At 73.3% G+C, this 20606-nt stretch carries 15 protein-coding genes; 7 read left to right on the top strand and 8 right to left on the bottom strand.

The window, feature by feature from the left end:
* Positions 1–37 precede the first annotated feature (37 nt).
* On the bottom strand, positions 38–1456 hold the full coding sequence (locus tag ACYVGT_RS13125; protein WP_460857704.1) for a family 2B encapsulin nanocompartment shell protein: 1419 nt from the start codon (positions 1454–1456) through the stop codon (positions 38–40).
* Between the two features lie 639 nt (positions 1457–2095).
* Here ACYVGT_RS13125 and ACYVGT_RS13120 point away from each other — a divergent pair.
* Complete coding sequence (locus ACYVGT_RS13120; protein ID WP_460857702.1) at positions 2096–4324, top strand: terpene synthase family protein; 2229 nt, start codon at positions 2096–2098, stop codon at positions 4322–4324.
* Positions 4325–4340: 16 nt separating this feature from the next.
* On the opposite strand, the gene ACYVGT_RS13115 is transcribed toward ACYVGT_RS13120, so the two are convergent.
* The gene (locus ACYVGT_RS13115; protein WP_460857699.1) at positions 4341–4901 is read right to left on the bottom strand and encodes a GNAT family N-acetyltransferase; all 561 of its coding nucleotides are present in this window, start codon (positions 4899–4901) and stop codon (positions 4341–4343) included.
* Positions 4902–4924: 23 nt separating this feature from the next.
* On the bottom strand, positions 4925–8380 hold the full coding sequence (locus tag ACYVGT_RS13110; protein ID WP_460857696.1) for an NACHT domain-containing protein: 3456 nt from the start codon (positions 8378–8380) through the stop codon (positions 4925–4927).
* Between the two features lie 141 nt (positions 8381–8521).
* Here ACYVGT_RS13110 and ACYVGT_RS13105 point away from each other — a divergent pair, with 141 nt between their 5' ends.
* Both ACYVGT_RS13105 and ACYVGT_RS13100 read left to right on the top strand, forming a co-directional pair.
* Entirely contained in the window at positions 8522–8905 is a 384-nt protein-coding gene (locus tag ACYVGT_RS13105) for a VOC family protein (RefSeq protein ID WP_460857693.1), read from the top strand.
* 83 nt (positions 8906–8988) lie between these two features.
* On the top strand, positions 8989–9333 hold the full coding sequence (locus ACYVGT_RS13100; RefSeq protein ID WP_460857689.1) for a VOC family protein: 345 nt from the start codon (positions 8989–8991) through the stop codon (positions 9331–9333).
* Positions 9334–9432: 99 nt separating this feature from the next.
* On the opposite strand, the gene ACYVGT_RS13095 is transcribed toward ACYVGT_RS13100, so the two are convergent.
* The 3 genes from ACYVGT_RS13095 to ACYVGT_RS13085 form a co-directional block, all read right to left on the bottom strand.
* Positions 9433–10011, bottom strand: coding sequence for a TIGR03086 family metal-binding protein (locus ACYVGT_RS13095; protein WP_460857687.1), 579 nt, complete (start codon positions 10009–10011; stop codon positions 9433–9435).
* Between the two features lie 48 nt (positions 10012–10059).
* Entirely contained in the window at positions 10060–10731 is a 672-nt protein-coding gene (locus ACYVGT_RS13090) for a uracil-DNA glycosylase (RefSeq protein WP_460857685.1), read from the bottom strand.
* 102 nt (positions 10732–10833) lie between these two features.
* Positions 10834–12225, bottom strand: coding sequence for a hypothetical protein (locus ACYVGT_RS13085; RefSeq protein ID WP_460857683.1), 1392 nt, complete (start codon positions 12223–12225; stop codon positions 10834–10836).
* A 497-nt stretch (positions 12226–12722) separates the two neighbouring features.
* Here ACYVGT_RS13085 and ACYVGT_RS13080 point away from each other — a divergent pair, with 497 nt between their 5' ends.
* A complete protein-coding gene (locus tag ACYVGT_RS13080) occupies positions 12723–13550 on the top strand; it encodes a nitroreductase/quinone reductase family protein (protein WP_460857681.1) in 828 nt (275 codons plus the stop codon).
* Positions 13551–13802: 252 nt separating this feature from the next.
* Positions 13803–14555, top strand: a complete 753-nt coding sequence (locus ACYVGT_RS13075; protein WP_460857677.1) for a PIG-L deacetylase family protein — start codon at positions 13803–13805, stop codon at positions 14553–14555.
* A 78-nt stretch (positions 14556–14633) separates the two neighbouring features.
* Here the strand turns inward: ACYVGT_RS13075 and ACYVGT_RS13070 are convergent, their stop codons facing one another.
* Together ACYVGT_RS13070 and ACYVGT_RS13065 are read right to left on the bottom strand one after the other, a co-directional pair.
* Complete coding sequence (locus ACYVGT_RS13070) at positions 14634–15962, bottom strand: MFS transporter (protein ID WP_460857674.1); 1329 nt, start codon at positions 15960–15962, stop codon at positions 14634–14636.
* 221 nt (positions 15963–16183) lie between these two features.
* Positions 16184–17500, bottom strand: coding sequence for an AI-2E family transporter (locus ACYVGT_RS13065; protein ID WP_460857672.1), 1317 nt, complete (start codon positions 17498–17500; stop codon positions 16184–16186).
* Positions 17501–17924: 424 nt separating this feature from the next.
* Here ACYVGT_RS13065 and ACYVGT_RS13060 point away from each other — a divergent pair, with 424 nt between their 5' ends.
* Both ACYVGT_RS13060 and ACYVGT_RS13055 read left to right on the top strand, forming a co-directional pair.
* Positions 17925–18884 carry an MBL fold metallo-hydrolase gene (locus ACYVGT_RS13060; RefSeq protein ID WP_460857669.1) on the top strand — a complete coding sequence of 320 codons (960 nt, stop codon included), beginning with the start codon at positions 17925–17927 and terminating at the stop codon, positions 18882–18884.
* A 41-nt stretch (positions 18885–18925) separates the two neighbouring features.
* A partial coding sequence (locus tag ACYVGT_RS13055; RefSeq protein WP_460857667.1) for an FAD-dependent monooxygenase occupies positions 18926–20606 on the top strand: 1681 nt, incomplete at its 3' end.

Raw genomic sequence — 20606 nt, 5'->3', positions numbered from 1 at the left:
GGCGCTGCGCTGCGGCGGCGCCCCGCCCCGGGGAGGCTCAGCGGCTCTCGCGGCCGATCTCGACGTGCTCCAGAACCCCCAGGGCGTCGGGCACGAGCACCGCCGCCGAGTAGTAGGTGCTGACCAGGTAGGAGATGATCGCCTTCTCGCTGATCCCCATGAACCGCACGGAGACACCCGGCTCGTACTCGTCCGGCAGGCCGGTCTGGTTGAGCCCCACCACGCCCTGGGACTCCTCGCCGGTGCGCATGAGCATGATGGACGTCGTGCGCGCGGAGCTGACCGGCAGCTTGTTGCACGGGAAGATCGGCACGCCCCGCCAGGCGGGCACCTGGTGGCCGTCGAGCGCCACCGGCTGCGGGTAGACGCCGCGGTTGCTGCACTCGCGGCCGAAGGCGGCGATGGCGCGGGGGTGCGCGAGGAAGAACGCCGGCTCCTTCCAGACCAGCGCCAGCAGGTCGTCCATGTCGTCGGGGGTGGGCGCCCCGTGCCGCGCCGGGATGCGCTGGCGCAGGTCGGCGTTGTGCAGCAGGCCGAACGAGGGGTTGTTGACCAGTTCGTGCTCCTGGCGCTCGCGCAGCGCCTCCACGGTCAGCCGCAGCTGCTCGCCGACCTGGCTCATCGGCTCGTTGTAGAGGTCGGCCACCCTGCTGTGCACCCGTAGCACCGTCTGCGCGACGCTCAGCTCGTACTCGCGCGGGGAGAGCTCGTAGTCGACGTAGGTTCCGGGGATGTCCGGCTCGCCGCTGTGCCCCGACGCCAGGTCGATGGCGGCTTCGCCGTGCTCGTTGTGCGCCCGGTCGCGGTCGGAGAGGAAGGCCGCGATGTGCGCCCGCAGGTCGTCCGAGCGGTCCACGGTCTCCAGGAAGGCGGTGCGGGGGAGGGCCAGCACCGTGGTGGCCGTCTGCGCCCGTACGGTGAAGTCCCAGTACTCGGACTCGTCGACCAGGTCCGACGAGCCGAAGTGGTCGCCGCTGACCAGCGTGTCCAGCACGACCGGGTCGCCGAATTCGCCGGTGCCGACCCGGGTGGCCTTGCCGTGGGCGATCAGGTAGACGGCGTTGGCCGGGTCGCCGGTGGCGACGATCGTGTCGCCGGCCGCGTACTCGCGCTGCTCGAACCGCTCGGCGAGGGCGCCGAGCACGGCGTCGTCGGTGAAGTCGCGCAGCAGGGGGAGCTCGCGCAGCTCCTGGGGGACGACGGCGATATCGGTCCCGGTGTTGGTGAAGGACACCCGCCCGTCGCCGATCACGCAGCTCATCCGCCGGTTCACCCGGTAGGTACCGCCGGCGGTGCGCACCCAGGGCAGCAGCCGCAGCAGCCACCGGGAGGTGATCTCCTGCATCTGCGGGTGCGACTTGGTGGTGGTGGCGAGGTTGCGCGCCGCCTCGGTGCCGAGGCTGAGCGGCGTCGCCGCCGCCGCGGTAGGCTCCTCGGTCTCGATCTGCTCGGTCAAAATGCACCGCCGTTTCTGCGGACGTGCCGGAGGGAGGGCCGTCGGGCCCGTTCGTTCAGCGTGCGGAATGACGTCGAATGCGCTCGATTGATCGACCGCCGTTCTACCCCCACAGCAGAACATAAATGCGATCTCGCGTTCGTGGTCTTTGTTCAAAAAGCGCAAGAGGGCGCCGTGGGGTCGGCGATTCGGAATACTAAAACAATTCGTCGACCTCGATGCCTGTGCCGTGTTGGCCTGCGCTTTTATGTGTAGCGAACGGGTAAGCGACCTGCATGAACCCGGGGGTTGAGGGTCCGAATCTGGGGGTCAGGGGACGGTCAGGTATCTCCGTGGAGCGGATTCGGCTGGCGTGGATACGGGGTTCCACCGCCGGGGGTGACCGATTTGCGGGGTCTTGCCGCGGTTTGCGGCAGCGGGGATCCGCGATGGGGGTTAATTGAATGCCCGGAACCGGGTGGGCAAAAGCGGCCGACTCGGCGCAAAAGGGTTCCTTCGGTGCTGCCGCTGCGGATTTCGCTGTTGCCGGAATAGGCGGGGACTTACGGTGTGCCCCGCAGGGCCGCAGTCCTGACGTACGGCACCGGCCCGGTGCCGTTGGTTGATGCCCTGCCCCCGGCCGACGATGGAGAGCCGCGCATGGACGCTTTCGCACTGCCCGACTTCTATCTCCCGCACCCGGCGCGCCTGAATCCGCATGTCGAGCGCGCCCGCGAGCACAGCACCGAATGGGCCCGCGCCACCGGAATCCTCGATGCGCCCGCACCCGGCGGCGGCCGCATCTGGAGCCCGGAGGACCTGGCCGCGATGGACTATGCGCTGATGTGCGCCTACACCCACCCCGACTGCGACGGCCCGACGCTCGACCTCGTGACCGACTGGTACGTGTGGGTGTTCTTCTTCGACGACGACTTCCTGGCCCGCTTCAAGTACGGCCGCGACCGCGCCGGGGCCCGCGCCTACCTGGACGGCCTGGACGCCATCCTGTCCGGCACCGGGAGCACGCCGGAGAACGCCGCGGAGACCGCGCTCGCCGACCTGTGGGCGCGCACCGCGCCGGCCATGTCCGACGGGTGGAAGGAGCGCTTCCTGCGCAGCACCCGCAACCTCATGGTCGAGTCGCTGTGGGAGCTCGACAACATCGACCGCGGCCGGGTGGCCAACCCGATCGAGTACATCCAGCTGCGCCGGATGGTCGGCGGCGCCCCGTGGTCCGCCGGGCTGGTCGAGGTCGCCACCGGGATGGAGGTGCCCGACCGGGTGGCCGCATCGCGCCCGCTGCGGGTCCTCTGCGACACCTTCGCCGACGCCGTGCACCTGCGCAACGACCTCTTCTCCTACCAGCGCGAGGTCCGCGAGGAGGGCGAGAACTCCAACGCCGTCCTGGTGTTCGAGCGGTTCTTCGACTGCCCCACCCAGCCGGCCGCCGAACACGTCAACGACCTGCTCACCTCGCGCCTGGTGCAGTTCGAGGACACCGCGCTCACCGAGCTGCCCGAGCTGGCCGCCGCGCACGCGCTGGATCCGGCCGAGCTCGCCGCGGTCACCGCCTACGTCAAGGGCCTCCAGGACTGGCAGGCCGGCGGCCACGAGTGGCACGCGGTGTCCAGCCGGTACATGAACACCGGTGCCGCGCGCGGGCCGCAGGTGCTCGCCGGCCCGTCCGGGATCGGCACCGAGGCGGCGCGGCTGCCCGCCCTGGAGCTCGGACCGGGCCTGCGCCGCCGGGCCCGGCGCCACTCCCGCACCCTGTTCGGCCAGGTCGGCCACCTGGAGCTGCCGGATCTGCCGATGCCCTACAGCTTCCGGATCAGCCCGCACCTGGAGGAGGCCCGCGCGCACGGCACGGCCTGGGCTCGGGAGATGGGCATGCTCGACCCGCCGCCCGGCGCGCCTGCCGGAGTCTGGGACGAGGAGCGCTTCATCGGCCTCGACCTGGCCTACTGCGCCGCCATGATCCACGCCGACGCCGACCTCGGCGAGGTGTCCCTGTCTACCGACTGGCTGTCCTGGGGCACCTTCGGCGACGACTACTTCCCGGCGGTCTTCGGGAGCCGGCGCGACGTGGCCGCTGCACGCGCCTGCCACCAGCGGCTGCTGCAGTTCATGCCGCTCGACATGGGCGCCGTCCCCGAGCCGCTGGATGCGGTTGAGCGCGGCCTGGACGACCTGTGGCGGCGCACGGCGGGCCCGATGGGCCCGGAGGTCCGCGCCGGGTTCCGGCAGGCGGTGGAGGACATGACGGCGAGCTGGGTCTGGGAGATCGACAACCAGCTCCTGCACCGCGTGCCCGACCCGGTCGACTACATCGAGATGCGCCGCCGCACCTTCGGCTCGGACATGACGATGGCGCTGGCCCGGTTCGCCAGCGCCGGCACGGTGCCGCTGGAGGTCTACGGTGTGCGCGCGGTCGTGGAGATGGAGACCGCGGCGCAGGACGTCGCCTGCATCATCAACGACCTGTTCTCCTACCAGAAGGAGGTCGAGTACGAGGGCGAGGTGCACAACCTCGTCGCCGTTGCGGAGAACTTCCTCGGCATCGGCCCGGAGCCCGCCCGCGACCTCGTGGTGGACCTGATGGCGGCCCGGCTGGAGCAGTTCGCGCACGTGGTGGAGAACGACCTTCCGGTCGTCGCCGAGGAGCACGGGCTCGACGGCGCGGCGCGCGAGGGCCTCCAGCACCACGCCGCGCTATTGGAGGACTGGATGTCGGGGATCTTGGAGTGGCACCGCTCCTGCCACCGCTACCGCGCGCAGGACCTCGAAGCCGAGCGGAACCGCCTCATCGCCGGCGCCACCGGCGGCCTCGCCGCCGGCCGCGGCGGCGCAGCGCTCGCGACCGCGGGTCTGCGCACGGGCGCCGGCTGAGCGGTGCGGGAGGGGCCTAGCTGAGCCGGGCCCCCGCCACGGGGGAGGAGAGGCGCCTGGCCGGACCTTCCTGGGTGCGCCGGCTGTCGAGCCGCAGCCACACGTCCGGCGGCAGATCCGGTCGGCCGGGCACGGGGTGCTCCTGCTCGGTCCAGGCGGTGCCGGCGACCGCGGTCGCGGCGGCGCGCCAGAAGGCTTCGGCGCCGGCGTTGGCGCGCTGGAAGGCGACGGCCCACCGGCCGGGACCGCCCTCCCAGAGGATTCGGACGGCCGCAAGCCCCACGCCGCCGCGGCGCGCGCCGCGCACGATGAAGAATTCGGTGACCGACTGGGCGCCGTCGTCGAGCGGCCGGGTGAGGGCGTAGCCGACCGGGCTGCCGCCCCACTCCACCAGGTAGGCGCGCCAGCCCGGCTCGGTGAACGCCTTCGGCAGCCGCCCGAGCGGATAGCGGCCGTCCGCGTCGGGCAGGCTGCCGCGGAACGCCGACATGTCGTGCGCGAAGAGCTGGCCGAAGCGCTCGATGAGTGGCCGGGATTTGGTGCCCACCCGGTGGACGGAGACGTGGTGGAAGCTCACCCGTGCATCATGGGCCGCCCGGTTCACGGCCCGCCCGATCCATGCATTCCCCGTGAGTTGGCCTCTCTCCTCCGCTCCCGCTGCCCTCCGCTTCCCGGGAGCCATCCGGTGGAGTACGGCTGGTTCTGCGGTACTTCGGCGCGCCCGTCGTCGTCCGCCGGTTCGGGCTGTCCGTTCGGGGCGGGAACGGTCGCGGAGGTGTCAGCGCCGCGGGAGCGGTATGCCGCTTCCCGGATCAGGCGTTCCCGGACTACGGGGTCGAGCAGCCCGCTCTCAGTGCCGTTGCCCGGGCGCGTGCGGGCGAAGTGCTCGGCGATCGCCCCCAAGAGTTCGGATGCCTCGTCTGCGCTCCAGGAGCCGAGCACAAGGCTGCCTGCGGAGCCGAGGCACTGAGCGACCACGTCGGCACGCATCCCGGCCGATTCGTGCGGGGCGGCGCCGTCATGCTCCCGAGCGGCCCCGGCCGCTCCGGCCTCGGCGACCGAGACGTCCGCGAGCATGACGCGCAGCGCAGCCAGGTCCAGCGGGCCGACGGTTCCCGGATCAGACAGCAGCAGGCGGTCATAGGCGATGACGCGCCGAGGGGCGTCCGTGCCGGGCGGGGTCGCCTGCAGCAGCGCGAGTTCGTGCAGCGGCGACCAGTTGACCCCGTTGCGCGTCCCGTCGCCGTACCACGTCATGAGGTTGGGGTGCACGTATCCCAGCAGCGGCCCGAGTTGCAGCATCATCCGCGCGGGTGTGCCGTTGCAGCGCAGCGCGACGGAGCGGAGCAGCCGCCCGGTCGCATCTTCGGGGTTCTTAGTGATCCGGTAGGGGTCGGTGACGTCCGCGATTTCGCTCTGCGACGCCGACCCCGACAAACCAGCCACATGCTTCTGTACGGCCTGTCCCCGCCATTCGAAACCCGTGCACTCGCCCAGGTTCAAGGGCGACCCGTCTTCGCGGCACACCACAGTGCGCGGGATAGTGCCGCTGAAAAGATGGCGCACCCGCAGAGCATCGATCAGACTGTGCCATTCAGAGTTGTACATCCCCCGCCAGGCCGATGCGTCGCTGCGCAGCCCCTCCCACGGAACGCGGCGATCGGGGTACAGCTCCGCCGCGTCCACTTTCCCCTCCAAGCACACCAGCAAGAGAAGCAGATTGGCCCGGTACGCACCCTGCCGCTGCACGATCGTCTCGCGGGCAGGGGAGTAGTCGGAGAAGCTGCGGTTCTCCCTCGGATAGGGCGCCTCGTGGAACAGCGCCAGCAGCACGTCGTACATCTCCGCGCGCTCCCGCGCGTCCGCGGCGAAGAGGTCCTCTAGAAACTCCACGACCGCCATTCGCACGGAAAACACCGCGAAGGAGGCGACCGCGAACAGCAGGCCGTCGTCCAGCGGCGCGGCATACCTGCGCCGCCGCGACGACCGCTTCTCCTCCACGAGCTCGCGCACTGCGGCCGCCACCATTCGCGCGACCAGGTACTCGCCGAACGTCGCGTGCAGGAACTCGTAGGTGTGCGCCGTGCCGCCGCTCCGCCGTGCCCGTGACTCATGGATGAAGAAGAACCGGCCGATCACCTGGTCCGCCGCCGGGATCTGCCCGTGCAGTCCCGCATTGTCCGCGCGCAGCTCCGCACCGGGCAGCAGCACCGACAGGTCGTGCTCCAGCTCCGGCGCCGTGATGCTCTGCTTGTGGCGCACGAACATCGCCACCGCCGCCACCTCCAGGCGGCGCATCTCGTCGTCGACCAGCCCGGCCATGTCCGCATCCGACAGGTGGGTGTGGTGCTTGGCGACCTCGCGCCGCGCGAACAGCTCCAGCAGCTCCTCGTACAGTGCCGCGCGGCTCATCCCGGCGCCGCTGTCGGCGGGGCCGCGTCTCAACCGGTCCCCGGCGCCGTTCGCCGTGCTGCGCTGCAGCGCATTGGCCTCGCCGTCATACAGCAGCAGCATCATCAGCAGCAGCGGCTGCTCCGCCAGTGACCGGTGCGCGAGCACCGCCGCGTCCGGACACGGCCGCAGGCCCCGGGACTGCAGCGCGCCCCGGTTTGCGTCGTTCCACACGTCCACCAGCGCCGCGATGCGCTTCTCATCGAACGGCTCCAGGCGGAGCACCGGCGCACCCCGCGGGATCCGCGCCCGGTCGGCCACCACCGTCCTGCTGGTCACGACCACCACGACCGGCTGCCCCATGGCGTGCTGGCGCAGCTGGAACTCCTGCACCTGCTCCAGATAGTCCGACCGGTCGACGCCGGTGGCCTGCAGCAGCTCGTCGAAGCCGTCCAGGATCACCACCGGCAGCGCGCCCTCGGCGGAGGCGGCCAGCTCCCGCCAGGGGGTGCCGATGTGCAGGTCGTGCTGGAGGGCCTCATCGATCTGGGTCTGCACGGGTGCGTTCGGCGCCGCGCCGCGCAGCTCCACCCGGACCGTCAGGAAGTCCTCGGCGGGCAGCCGCGCGGCGAGCATCTCGGTGAGCATCGACTTGCCCGCGCCCGGGTGGCCGAGCACCACGATCGGCACCTGCGTCGACTGCGGGTCGAGCAGCAGCCCGGTCAGATGCGGCTGGAGATCCTCCAATAGCGGGACCTCCTTCCACCACGCGGTGGACGAGGCCGAATCGGCGCCGGTCGCGGTCCGGTGCCGGCCGCGCGGGGCGAGATAGGCGTCCTCGGCGGTGGGGAACACCAGGTCGGTGCCGCCCTGGATACTGCGCAGCACCGGGCGGCGCAGCGCCGCGGTGTAGAGCGCGGCCAGCTCCTCGCGGCGCTGGTCGAGCGGGCGGTGCGACCGCATCTCCTCCAGCGTGTCCGCGACGCCCTGCAAGCCCTGGAGGACGTCGCCGCGCGTCTTCTCCGTCGACGCCAGAGCGGTCCACAGCCGCAACTCCGGCACCTCGGCGCTGAGCCGCAGGTACTCGTCGCGGTAGTGCCGTTCGGCGCGCTCGACGAGTTCGTGCTTCAGCGCGCGGAGGAGCCGGGACTGCTGCGTTTCGTCGAGGGCCTCCCACTGGGCCAGGCCGGCCAGGTGGCCGATGAACTGCTCGACGTCGGCACCCTGGTGGAAGGGCTGCCGGTAGGCGGCGTCCTCGTGCCGGATCGTGAAAGTAGAGAGGCTCTCCAGACCGTGGTCGGCGTGGCGGAGGATGTGCCACTGCTCCTCCGCGGTCAGCCGCAGGTCGCCGAGGGTGAACGGCGCGTCCGCCACGGACAGCGCCTCGTCGGCCGCCGTGAAGAAGGAGACCGCCGCCAGCACCTTCAGCGCCGCCTCGATCTGCTCGGTCCGCCCCGCCCGGTCGGTGCCGCGGATCCGCCGCCCCAGTGAGCGGACGGCTTCCAGGCCGCCGGTGACCAGCGCCCCGCGCGCGCCCAGCAGGTCGGGCACCCCGGCGGCGCCGAGCGCGCCGTCGGTCAGTTTGGACGCCAGATCGAGCAGGGCGGGGTCGTCGCGGCCCAGGACGCGCAGGGCATCCGAATAACCGAGCTGCTTCTTCGCCATGGAAAAGGGGCTCCGAGGGGGTCGGCGGCGGAAGGGGCGGGAGCCGGCGGGGCCGGAATCCCGTTGCCGGGCGGGAGTCTGCGATGGAAGCATGCCACGCGGAGCCCGGCGTCCGCAGGGCTCCCTCCACCGAAGGGAACCATGCCGAGCTACGTCCGCAAGATCACCGTCGACTGCGCGAACCCCTACGAGCTGGCGGTCTTCTGGTCGCGCGTCACGGGAGGGACCGTCGACCCCGACGACCGGCCCGGCGACGACGGCGCCCTGCTCCACCTGCCCGGCGAAGGGCCCGACCTGCTGTTCCTGCAGGTGCCCGAAGGCAAGTCGGTGAAGAACCGCATCCACTTCGACCTGGGCGCCGGCACCACGCGCGATGCCGAGGTCGAGCGCGTGCTCGGCGTGGGCGCGGTGCTGTACGCCGACTTCCGCAACGCGGACGGGACCGGTTTCGTCGTCCTCACCGACCCCGAGGGCAACGAGTTCTGCATCGAGCGCAGCGACGCCGAGAAGGCCGCCGCCGGCTGAACCGCGCCGCAGCCGAACCGCGGCGTGAAGGGCCGGCCGGACGCCTGCGCCCGAGCGCCGCGGCGGACTCTCCGAGAGGAACCATGCCGAGCCGCGTCCGAGTGATCAGCGTCGACTGCGCGGACCCCCACGGGTTGGCCGCCTTCTGGTCCCGGGTGGCCGGCGGCACCGTCGATCCGCGCTTCGGGCCCGGCGACGAGGGCGCCCTGGTCGAACTCCCCGGCGAGGGGCCCAACCTGGTCTTCCTCCGCGTTCCCGAGCCCAAGACGGTGAAGAACCGCCTCCACCTCGACCTCGACGCGGACAGCACGCGCGACGCCGAAGTGGAGCGCGTACTCGGCCTCGGCGCGCAGCTGTACGAAGACCACCGCAATTCCGACGGGACCGGTTTCGTCGTGCTCACCGACCCCGAGGGCAACGAGTTCTGAATACTCGGCAGTGCGGCCGAGAAGGCCGCGGCGGAGTGACCCGCAAGCTCGTCCACGTGGGCAGGGAACAGCTCACGGAGTGCCCCCGGTGCGCGTGCATCACCAGGGTCGGGGCTGCCACCGGGGATCGCGTCCGAGCGATCGCAGGAGCGCGCGCTGGCGGCTGTCCTGGTTGCTTGCCTCAGCAGGGGCGGCGAATTCGGCGGAAGCGCCGATCCCCTGCACCCAGCGGACGTAGGGCACGAGGGCGCCTTCGACCACCCGCCCGTCCAGCGCAGCGTTCTGGCCGGTGGCGCGTGCGAGGTCCCAGGCGTGGACGGCGATGTCGGCGCCCCGGAGCGCGGCATAGCGGCCCGCGGCAATGCGGCCCGCCGGATGCTCCAGTGGATCCGCATCATCGGCCCGTAGAAAGGCCGCACGCTGCTCTCGCGACGTCTCTTCCAGCAGCGTGCGGCACTGCGCCCAGGAAGGGACGTGGTCCGGGAGGCCCGGCGCGGTTCCGGTGAGCAGCCGCACCGCCAGGCCGTTGCCGGTGGCGACATGGAAGACAAGGTCGCGCACAGTCCACTCCGAGCAGGGGGTGGGCGCCAGGTGCTGGGCCGCGTCCACCTGCTCCACCCGCCGCGCAAACTCCGCGGTGCAGAGGTCGAGCAGGGCGACGTGCGCGCCGGCGACCATGGCGTCAGCCTGCCATGGCCGCCGCGTTCGCAGCGTCGTGCGCTGCCCTCAGGGCAGGCGCCAGTCGATCGGGGCCGCCCCCTGCTTTTCGAGGAGCGCGTTGGCGCGGCTGAACGGGCGCGAGCCGAAGAAGCCGTTGTGCGCCGACATGGGGGAGGGGTGCGTCGACTCCACGCACGGCACGTCCGGCATGAGCGGGCGCAGGTTGCGGGCATCGCGGCCCCACAGGACAGCGACCATCGGCGTGCCGCGGGCGGCCAGTGCACGGATGGCCTGGTCGGTGACCTCTTCCCAGCCCTTGCCGCGGTGCGAGGCCGGCTTGCGCGGCATCACCGACAGCGACCGGTTGAGCAGCAGCACCCCCTGCTCGGTCCACGGAGTGAGGTCGCCGTTGGACGGCTGGGGGAGGCCGAGGTCGTCGCCGTACTCCTGGAAGATGTTGCGCAGGCTGCCCGGCAGCTTCACGTCCGGCGCGACCGCGAAGCTCAGCCCGATGGCGTGGCCCGGCGTGGGATAGGGGTCCTGCCCCACGATGAGGGCCCGGACGTCGTCGAACGGCTGCTGGAACGCGCGCAGCACCCTGTCGCCGGCCGGCAGGTAGGTGCGGCCGTCGGCGATCTCCCGGCGGAGGAAGTCCCCCATCTCCGCGATCCGGTCGGCCACCGGCTCCAGCGCCTTGGCCCAGCCCTCGTCCATGATCTCGTTCAGCGGTCGTGCCATGCCGACCAACTTAGCGGCGTTCGCACCCGCAGAGGCACGAATCGGTGGAACGCGGCGTATCGCGCTGCGGGCCGGCAATCCCGGCGTCCGGGGCGGTGCGCACTATGCCGGTCCGCCTCCGGTGCCGCCAGCAGTGCCGCCGGCTTCGCCGTCCCCCTCCGCGCCCTCCGCTCCGCCGGCGGTGTCCCGGCCGGCCCAGAGGCGGCCGCGGCGCACGTCCGCCGGCCGCTCCCGGGCCCGGTCGGCCGCCCGGCCGGTGCCGCCGCCCGGGCGCCGCTCGGCGGTCCGGTCCGCGGTGAAGGCCAGCGCCCACTCGGCGAACTCCGGCGAGGCGACCAGGCCGGCCGCGACCACGGCCCGCCCCGGCTCCTCGTAGAGGACGCCGGCGGTGTGCAGCGGGGCGACCTCGATGACGTCGGTGCGCAGCGACGCCTTGCTCCACCGCGGATGCAGCGCATGCAGGTCGGCGATGCGGCGCTCCGCGGTGCGGGCGGCCGCCTCGGCGTGCCGCTGGGCGCGCGGCAGCCACGCCTCGAAGCACGGCCAGGTGGCGCGCGCGTACGCCCGCACGGCCGGCCACGGCGCGAGGTCAGCGAACCGCGGCGCCGAATCCGGCCGCGGCCCGCCGCCGGGTCTTTCGCCCTCGGTGTCCTCCGACTCCCCGGAGCCGCCGCTTGGGCCGGCCCGCCGTGCTGCCCACTCCGCCCATTCGGCCCACTCCGCGCGCAGCCGGTCGCCCGGCTCGGGCCGCCCCGCCGGGCACGCGGCGAGGTCGGAGTCGGCCACCCCCGGATCGGCGAACGCGAGCCAGGCCGCGCGCGCGGTGGCGCGCGCCCGCACGCGGTGCCCGCCGATATCGGGCGGCGGCGGCGCGACGGCGGGGCCGCCGGTGAACCACCCCGACCCCGCCCGGCGGGGCGGCGCGGCCGACGCGAACGACTTCAGCCACGGCGGGTAGCCCGCAGAGGTGAGGAAGGCCAGGGTGATCGTCGCGTCGCCGGGCCGCTCACTCAGCACCGCAGGGTCGGCCAGCCCCACCACACGGATCCGCGCCACCCGCGCGGGGTCCATCGCCCGGACCGCCTCGGCGGGCAGACCGCCTGGCAGCGTCGGCGCCTGGGCCGCCAACGTGCGCCGGAACGTGCGCAGCCAGCGCACGAAGAGCGGCCAGCCGGCGATGCAGTACCGGCGCAGCTCCGGCCAGGGGGCCAGCGGATCGAAGGCGGGCGCCCGCACCGGCAGCCGGCCCGCAGCGACCAGCATGCGCGGCCGCGCCGCCGGGCACTGCCCGCTCAGCAGCGCGTCCTGCCAGGCCGTCCACTGCCGGCGTACCGCGGCGCTGGGCGCGGGGCGCGGAGCGTCAGGGCGCGGCAGGAAGGCGCCGTCCGGCAGGGCCGGGTCGATGAAGCGCTCCCAATTGGCCGCCGCGGGAAAGCGCGCGTCCAGATCCGGCCAGGGTGCTCCGTTTTCGGGGTCGGGAAAGTGGGCGTCCATATTCCATCCGTCGGCGCGGCCCGGTCGACGTCGGAAAACGGCGCGACCGCACCGGGCGGTCGCTGCCCGGCGGAGGACATATACCCGCCGGCAACAGCCGCGGACAGTCTCTTTCCGGCAAGTATTTGCTGTCTGGGGCCGCCATTCGGCCAATGGCATCCGGCGGTGCGGCCGGAAGGGGGCGGGCGGCAGCCGCGGAGCCCGAGCCGGGTTTGACGGTGTCCCGCTGTCCGGGCATTATGGGGCGGTGCTCTATCGCGGCGGCCGCGTGTACGGCAGTCGGGGTAAGCACCCGAACTTGGGAGATGTCTCCGTGATGCAACGGTACATCGGGCAGATCTGACCCTTCCGCGCGACGCCCCTTCGGCGTCCGGCGCCGGTTCCGGCGCTGTTCTGCGCGTTTCGCCATCCACACTCTGCACCGCCTTTTCGCGCGTGCTCATTTCCGCGTCCGCGTGTGCCCTTATCCGCGCGGGCGCCAGGCCCCGGGGAGATCTATGTCCACCGCCTTTAATGCTGCGATCATCGAAGAATTCCGCGCCAACCACGGCCGCGTCGGCGGCCCCTTCGAAGGGGCGCGCCTGCTCCTGCTCACCACCCGCGGCGCGCGCACCGGCACTCAGCACACCGTCCCGCTCGGCCGCCTCGTCGACGGCGACCGGGACCTCGTCATCGCCTCGGCGATGGGCGCCGACCGGCACCCGCAGTGGTACCGCAACCTGGTCGCCCACCCCGAAGTGACCGTGGAGGACGGGCTGTTCATCCGGACCGCGCAGGCGGTCCCGCTGGAGGGCGCCGAGCGGGACCGCCTGTTCGCCCGGGCCGCCGAAGCCGACCCGGGCTGGGCCGAGTACCAGGCGCGCACCGACCGGGTGCTGCCGGTCGTCGCCCTGAAGGCGACCAGGGCGCGGCCGGTGGAGATGGCTCCGTCGGAGTACCTGCCCACGGTGCACGCCGCCTTCCGCCGCGAGCTCGCCCTCGTCCGCGCGGAGGTCGACCGCTCCGGGCCGGGGTCGCTCGGCGCGCAGCTGCGCGCCAACTGCCTGGCGGTGTGCGACGGCGTGCACCACCACCACACCGGCGAGGACACCATGATGTTCCCCGCCCTGCTGGAGGCCGACCCGTCGCTGGAGCCCGCCATCGCGAAGCTGGCCGAGGAGCACACCGCCGTCGCCGCACTCGTCGCGGAGTTCCGCGACCTGGTGTCCGACCCCGCGGCGGAGCGGGGGTCGGTGCTGTCGCGCGTCGACGCGATCATCGCCGCCCTGGAGGCGCACTTCGACGTGGAGGAGCGCAGCCTCGCCGCCGCGTTCTCTGCCGGGTGAGCGTACGGGCGCGCCGGCCGGATGCCTTCGCTGCCGCGCTGCGCTGACCGGCACCGGCCGCCGGGCACCACTCGGCGGCCGGTGCCGCCTCCGCGCGCTGCGGGGCAGCAGCAGCTTCACGTGTCTGCCCTGATCTCGGCCGCCGCCGGAGCGGTCCAGTGCTCGGCTGCCGGCGGCGGGACCGCGGGGAAGCGGGGCCGACCCGGCGCGCATTCCCTGGACATCAGTCCGGGGGCACGCCAGAGTGCTGCCATGGCGACCGACTCGCAGAGCGCGTCCACCGGACCGCTCGCACCGCTGGACGAAGACTTCACCCGCGTCCTCGCCGTCGTGGCGCACCCCGACGACCTGGAATTCGGCACCGCATCGGTGATCGCCCGCTGGGCCGAGGAAGGCAAGAAGGTGCGCGAGCTGCTGGCCACCCGCGGCGAGGCCGGCATCGACACCGTGCCGCCCAGTGAGGCCGGCCCGCTGCGCACGGAAGAGCAGCTCGCCGCGGCGCGCGTCGTCGGCGCCGCCGGGGTGGAGTTCCTCGACTTCCCCGACGGCACTCTGGAGTACGGCCTCAGCCTGCGCCGCGCGCTGGCCCGCGCGATCCGCGCGCACCGGCCGGACGTGGTCGTCTCCATCAACTTCCGGGAGAACTTCGCCGGCGCGGACTTCGTCAACCACGCCGACCACCGGGTCCTCGGAGCAGCACTGGTGGACGCGGTGCGCGACGCCGCCAACCGCTGGGTCTTCCCCGAACTGGCCGACGAGGGCCTGGCGCCCTGGACCGGCGTGCGCTACGCGGCGTTCTCCGGATCGCCGCGGGCCAGCCACTACGCGCCGTTCACCGCCGAGCAGCTGGAGACCGGGATGGCGTCGCTGGACGCCCACGAGGTGTACATGGCGGCGCTCGGCGACGGCTTCGACCACCGGGCCATGCTGCGCCAGCTGGCCGCCGACACCGGTGCGCGCTGCGGTACCGACTACGCCGTCGCCTTCGAGGTGATCCCCGTCTGAGCCCGGTAGGGCAGGCGCCGGCCAGCGCGTCAGGCCACAGCCGGAGCGGAGGGTGGAGGCCGCCGCCCGGCCGCGGGTTCAGGCGGCCCCGGAGGTGCGCTCCGGGGCGTCGCCGCGGAACGACAGGTCGGCGCCGCGGCGGTCCGGAAAGGTGAAGGCGACCGCGAGGCTGATCGCCGCCAGCACGGCCAGGTAGCCGGCGACGGCGAGTACGCTCTGCAGCTCCGACTCCAGCCAGGTGGCGATCATCGGGGCGAACGCGCCGCCGAGGATCGCGCCGATCGCGTAGGCGATGGAGGCCCCGCTCAGCCGGACCGGCGCCGGGAAGTGCTCGGCGTACAGTGCCGCGAGCGCGCCGTAGGAAAGGCCCATGAGGAGCCCGAACACGAGCAGCGCGGCGAGCACTGCCCCGTAGCGGCCCGTTCCCACCAGCCAGAACATCGGCAGCAGCCACACGATGACCGCGGCGTAGCCGATCACGAACGTGCGCGGCCGGCCGATGCGGTCCGACAGCGCCGCGCCGTACCAGGTGGAGGCGATCCACGCGACCGAGGCCGCCATCAGGAACAGCAGGACGACGGTCTTGTCCATGCCCTGCTGTTCGGTGGTGTAGTTCAGCAGGTAGCCGCCGACCAGCATGTAGCCCAGCCCGTTCTGGCCCACGAAGAGCAGCGCCGCCTGGATCAGCGCCACCGGGTGGCGGCGGAACAGCACCGGCAGCGGCGCCCGCTCGGTGGCGGAGGCGCGCTCCATCTCGGCGAAGACCGGGCTCTCCTCCACCCGGCGGCGGACGTAGTGGCCCACCAGCAGCAGCACGATGCTCAGCAGGAACGGGATCCGCCAGCCCCACGCCAGGTAGGCGTCCTCGCCCATCGGCAGGATCAGGCCGAGGCTGGCGGCCGACGCGAGCAGCATCCCGGCGGGGACTCCGAGCTGCGGGAACGATCCGAAGCGGCCGCGCCGTGCGGCCGGCGCGTGCTCGACGGCCATCAGCGCCGCGCCCGCCCACTCGCCGCCGGCGGAGAAGCCCTGCACGATGCGGAGCAGGATGAGCAGCAGCGGCGCTGCGGCGCCGATCGTCGCGTAGGTGGGCAGCAGCCCGATCAGGGTGGTGGCGCCGCCCATCAGCACCAGGGTGACGATGAGGACGACACGGCGGCCGTACCGGTCGCCGACCGCGCCCATCACCACCGCGCCCAGCGGCCGGACCAGGAAGCTGATCCCGATCGTGGCGAACGACGCCAGGGTGGCCGCGATCCCCTGGAGCGGGGAGAAGAACGATCCGGCGAACACCAGGGCCGCGGCGTTGGCGTAGATGAAGAAGTCGTACCACTCGATGGTGGTGCCGACCGTCGTCGCCATGGCGACGCGCCGCTGCTGGCGGGACATCCGGAGACGGTCGCCCATGCCTGGCTCCAAGGGGTGCGCAACGCCGAACCGGGACCCGTGGAGTGTGTGACGCGCATCACGGCGCTGTCAAGAGCCTGCGGCCGTGTCGGCGGGGTGCGGCGCAGAGGGCGCGGCGGGCCGCCGGAGCTGCGCGGCACGGGTGGAGAATGCGCGGGCCGGACCGGTCAGCGCCGGTCCGGCCCGTGCAGCCGCACTCTCCGCGGAGGTGTCCCGCCGCGTCAGTCCTTGCCGCCCGGGGGCTCCTCGCCGGAGCCGGAGCCCTTTCCATCCGCCTGCTTGCCGTTGGCGCCCTTGTTCCGCTGGCGCTTGGGCCTCTTCGTGCTTCCGGAGCCGCCGGCAGCGCCGCCGCCGGCCGCTGAGCCGCCGCCCCCGTCCTGATCCGGCCCTGTGCCGGACGGCAGGCCCGCCACCGCGGGATCCAGGGGTGCGGCCGCCTCCGGGGACAGTGCCGAGGCCCCGGTTTGGGCGTCGTCCGGCCCGCCGCGCTCGTCGACGACGAACGGACGGTCGCGCAGCAGCGCCGCGACGACCGCCGCCACCGGCGTTGCCAGGAACATCCCGAGGATGCCGCCGATGACGGCGCCCGCCGACACCGAGGCCAGCACCACCGCGCTGGGCAGGTCGAGCGCGCGGCCGTAGATGCGCGGCGCGAAGATGTTGCTCTCCAGCTGCTGCACGATGAGCACCGCCGCGACCACGATGAGCGCCGCGACCAGCCCCTCGGTGACCAGCGCGACCAGGGCCGCCAGCAGGCCGGAGACGAACGCGCCGACGATCGGCACGAACGCGCCGAGGAAGGTGAGCAGCACCAGTGTCGGGACCATGCCCGGGTCGATGATGAACAGCAGCGGGATGCCGATGCCGATGGCGTCGATGAAGCCGACGCCGGCCACGCCGCGGATGTAGCGGCCGACCACGCCGTAGACGGTGTCGCCGGTGGCGCGCAGGCCGGGCCGCGAGTTCTGCGGCACCAGCGTCGACAGCCACTCCACCAGCTTGTCGCCGGAGTGCACGAAGTAGATCGTCAGCACGATCACCAGCACGAAGCCGACCACCACGTCGAGCGCCGCGGCGCCGGCCGTCCAGACACCGGTGACCAGCTGCTGGCGGTTCTGCTCGATCGCGGTCATGGCCTGCTGGGTGGCCGAGTCGAGCATGCTGTCCAGCAGCATCGGGTCGAGGCCGAACGCCTGCAGCGTCGACCGGACCGCCTCGGGCGCGCGCACCAGGCTGTCGACCATGCCGGAGAACCCGGAGATCGCGGGCTGCACCACCAGCGTGACGACGCCGCCCAGTACCACGACCGCGCCGATGACGCTGACCGCCGTCGCCGGCCCGCGGCCGAGGCCGCGCCGGCGCAGCCAGTGGCAGACCGGCATCAGCAGCGCGGTCAGGAAGACGGCGAGGATCACCGGGATCGTGACGACCTTGACGTAGGCCAGCCCCCACAGGGCCACCACGATGACCGAGCCGACCACGAGTATGCGCCAGGACGCGTCGCTGAGGCGGTGGAGCAGCGTCGGCGGTTCGTTCACGGGGGTTCCTCGTCTCTCCGGGCCGCCCGGGGCGGACAGCCGCGTGCCGTCAGGGCCGGTTCCGCCGGCCCGTCGTCGTTCAGGGGTAAGACGTTCCGCCGCGGGCCCGGCGTTCCGCCCAGCGGGTGGCGGTGGCCCGTCCCACAGGGCCCCTGCCTCCCCTGCCCCCCATCCTCCCTTCCTACCGGTTCGCGCGGTGAACCCGCGGTAAGGACGCCGGGCCGGGGCATCGGCCGGCAGCGGCCGTCATAAGGATTCCTGATGAGATTCCGCGGATTCCTGTGCTTTACCTATGGCCGCGCCCGGTGACACCGTTGAAGCCGGACCTGTGGCGCGCGTCACCCGGGCCCAGGCAGCCGGACCGCCCCGCCGGGGCGCCGCACACCCTGCCCGCGCAGCCGGGCCGGAACGGAGGAACACCGCCATGCCCAAGCCCTTCGCCTCCTCGGCCGACCTCGCCGAGAAGGAGCAGACCTTCGAGGTGCTCGCCGACGGCGTGTACGCCCTCACCGCCGAGGGCGACCCCAACATCGGCGCGGTCGAGGGCGAGGACTTCCTCGTCTGCTTCGAGGCGCTCGCCACGCCCGAGGCGGCCCGGCCCTGGCTGGCTGAGCTGCGCCGGCACACCGACAAGCCGATCCGCTACCTGGTGCTCTCGCACTACCACGCGGTCCGGGTCCTGGGCGCGAGCGCGTTCGGTGCCGAGGCGATCGTCGCGCACGAGAACACGGCCGCGCTCATCGCCGAGCGCGGCGAGGCCGACTGGGCCAGCGAGTTCGGCCGCATGCCGCGGCTCGCCAAGGGCGCCGATTCGGTGCCCGGCCTCACCTGGCCCACCGTGACCTTCGCCGACCGGATGGCCATCGAGCTCGGGGGCGGCCGCGGCAGCCTGGTCCTGGCCCACCTCGGCCGCGGCCACACCGAGGGCGACATCGTGGCCTGGCTCCCGCAGCAGCGCATCCTGTTCGCCGGCGACCTCGTCGAGGCCGAAGCCGCCCTCTACACCGGCGACGCCTACCACCGCGAGTGGTCCGGCGCCACCCTGGACCGCCTTGAGGCGCTCGGCGCCGAGACCCTCGTCGGAGGCCGCGGCGGTGTCACCCGCGGGACCGCCGCCGTCGGCGCCGCCGTTGCCCAGACCCGCGGCTTCCTCACCACGATGATCGCCGAGGTGGGCGCCGTGCACGAGCGCGGCGGCACCCTCAAGGAGGCGTTCGGCGCCGCGCACGCGGCCCTCGCTCCCGCCTACGGGCACTGGCCGATCTTCGAGCACTGCCTGCCTTTCGACGTGTCCCGGCTGTGGGACGAGCTCTCCGGCATCGAGCGGCCGGTGGTCTGGACCGCCGAGCGCGACCGCGAGGTCTGGGACCAGCTGCAGGACTGACCCGCCGCGGCCGGGGCCGGGCAGCAGAGGAGGAGGCGGAGATGGCGGAGGCAGGGCAGGGGGCGGCGGAAGCGGTGCCGCGGCCGCGCGGCGCGGGCCGCACGCGGGTGCTGGTGCTCGGCGCCGGTCCGGTCGGCCAGACAGCGGCGCTGCTGCTGGCCCGGCACGGTCTGCAGCCGGTCCTGGTGGACGCAGCGGAGGGGCGCGACCCGGTCGGCTCCAAGGCGATCGTGCAGCAGGGCGACGTGCTCGACGTGTGGGAGTCCGTGGGCGCCGGCGCCGTGGCGCGCGAAGGGCTCACCTGGAGCACGGCGCGCACGTTCTACCGGGAGCACGAGCTGTTCGCGGTGGCGGCGCCCGGCAGCGGCGGCTCCGGAGCGGTCCCCGCGCCGCTGCCGCCGTTCGTCAACATCTCCCAGGGGCGCACCGAGGAGATCCTCGACGCCTGCCTCGCCGAGCAGGGCGCCGCCGTGCTGTGGCGGCACCGTGTCACCGGCATCGAGCAGGACGGCGCGGGCGTCACTGCGGTCTGCACCGGCCCCGGCGGCGAGGTGCGGCTGCGCGGCGCCTACGCCGTCGCCTGCGTCGGCGCGCACGGATCGGCGGTGCGCACCGCGCTCGGCGTCCGGTTGGACGGGGAGAGCTTCGACGACCGCTTCCTCATCTGCGACATCCGCGCCGACCTGCCCGGCTGGGAGCGCGAGCGGCGGTTCTACTTCGACCCGGAGTGGAACCCCGGCCGCCAGGTGCTCATCCACCCCTGCCCGGACTCGGTCTTCCGGATCGACTGGCAGGTGCCGCCCGATTTCGACCTGGAAGCCGAGGAGGCCGAAGGCGGGCTGGACCGGCGCATCCGGCAGATCATCGGCGACCGGCCCTACGAGGTGGTGTGGCGGACCGTCTACCGGTTCCACACCCGCGTCGCGGACCGCATGCGCATCGGCCGGGTCCTGCTCGCCGGCGACGCCGCCCACCTGTACGCCCCCTTCGGTGCGCGCGGCCTCAACTCGGGGGTGCACGACGCCGAGAACGCGGCCTGGAAGATCGCCTTCGCCGCCCGCGGGTGGGGCGCCGAAGAGGCGCTGCTGGAGAGCTACCACGCCGAGCGGCGCGCGGCCGCTCAGGAGAACGCCGATATCACCGGCGCCACCATGGAGTTCCTCGTGCCGCGCGGCCCCGGCGCGGCGGCGCACCGCACAGACGTGCTCCGGCGCGCGGTGGACGACGCGTCGGTGCATCCGCAGGTGGACTCGGGCCGGCTGTCGGAGCCGTTCTGGTATCCCGGGTCGCCGCTCGTCGCTGCGCATCCCGAGCGCCCGCCGGCGCGCCGGCCGCCCCGCGGCGCGCGCTGCACCCCCGGTCCGGGCGTGCTGGTGCCCGACACCGTCCTCTCCGCGGCCGAGGCGGCCTCGGCGCCCGCCGCCGCCCGGGGAGCGGGTACGGGCCCGTGCCGGCTGCGCGCCCTCTCCCGCGCCGGAGGCGGCCTGACGGCACTCGTCGTCGGTGCGGGTCCCGTGCCTGCCGCCGCTGCGGCCGCCCTCGGGGGCGCCGTTCCGGTGCACACCGCCGCGCTCGATCCGGACGGCGGCTGCGCCGCAGCGCTCGGTGCCGCCCCGGGCGAGGTATGGCTGCTGCGCCCGGACGCGCACGTGGCCGCCGTTGCCGATGCGGCTGACGCGGAGGCGCTCGCGCGGGCCGTGCGCACCGCGGCCGGCCTCGGCG

The sequence above is a fragment of the Nocardiopsis coralliicola genome, assembly GCF_054779695.1.
The sequence above is the reverse complement of the archived record's forward strand: the minus strand, read 5'-3'. Positions and strand labels throughout refer to the sequence as shown.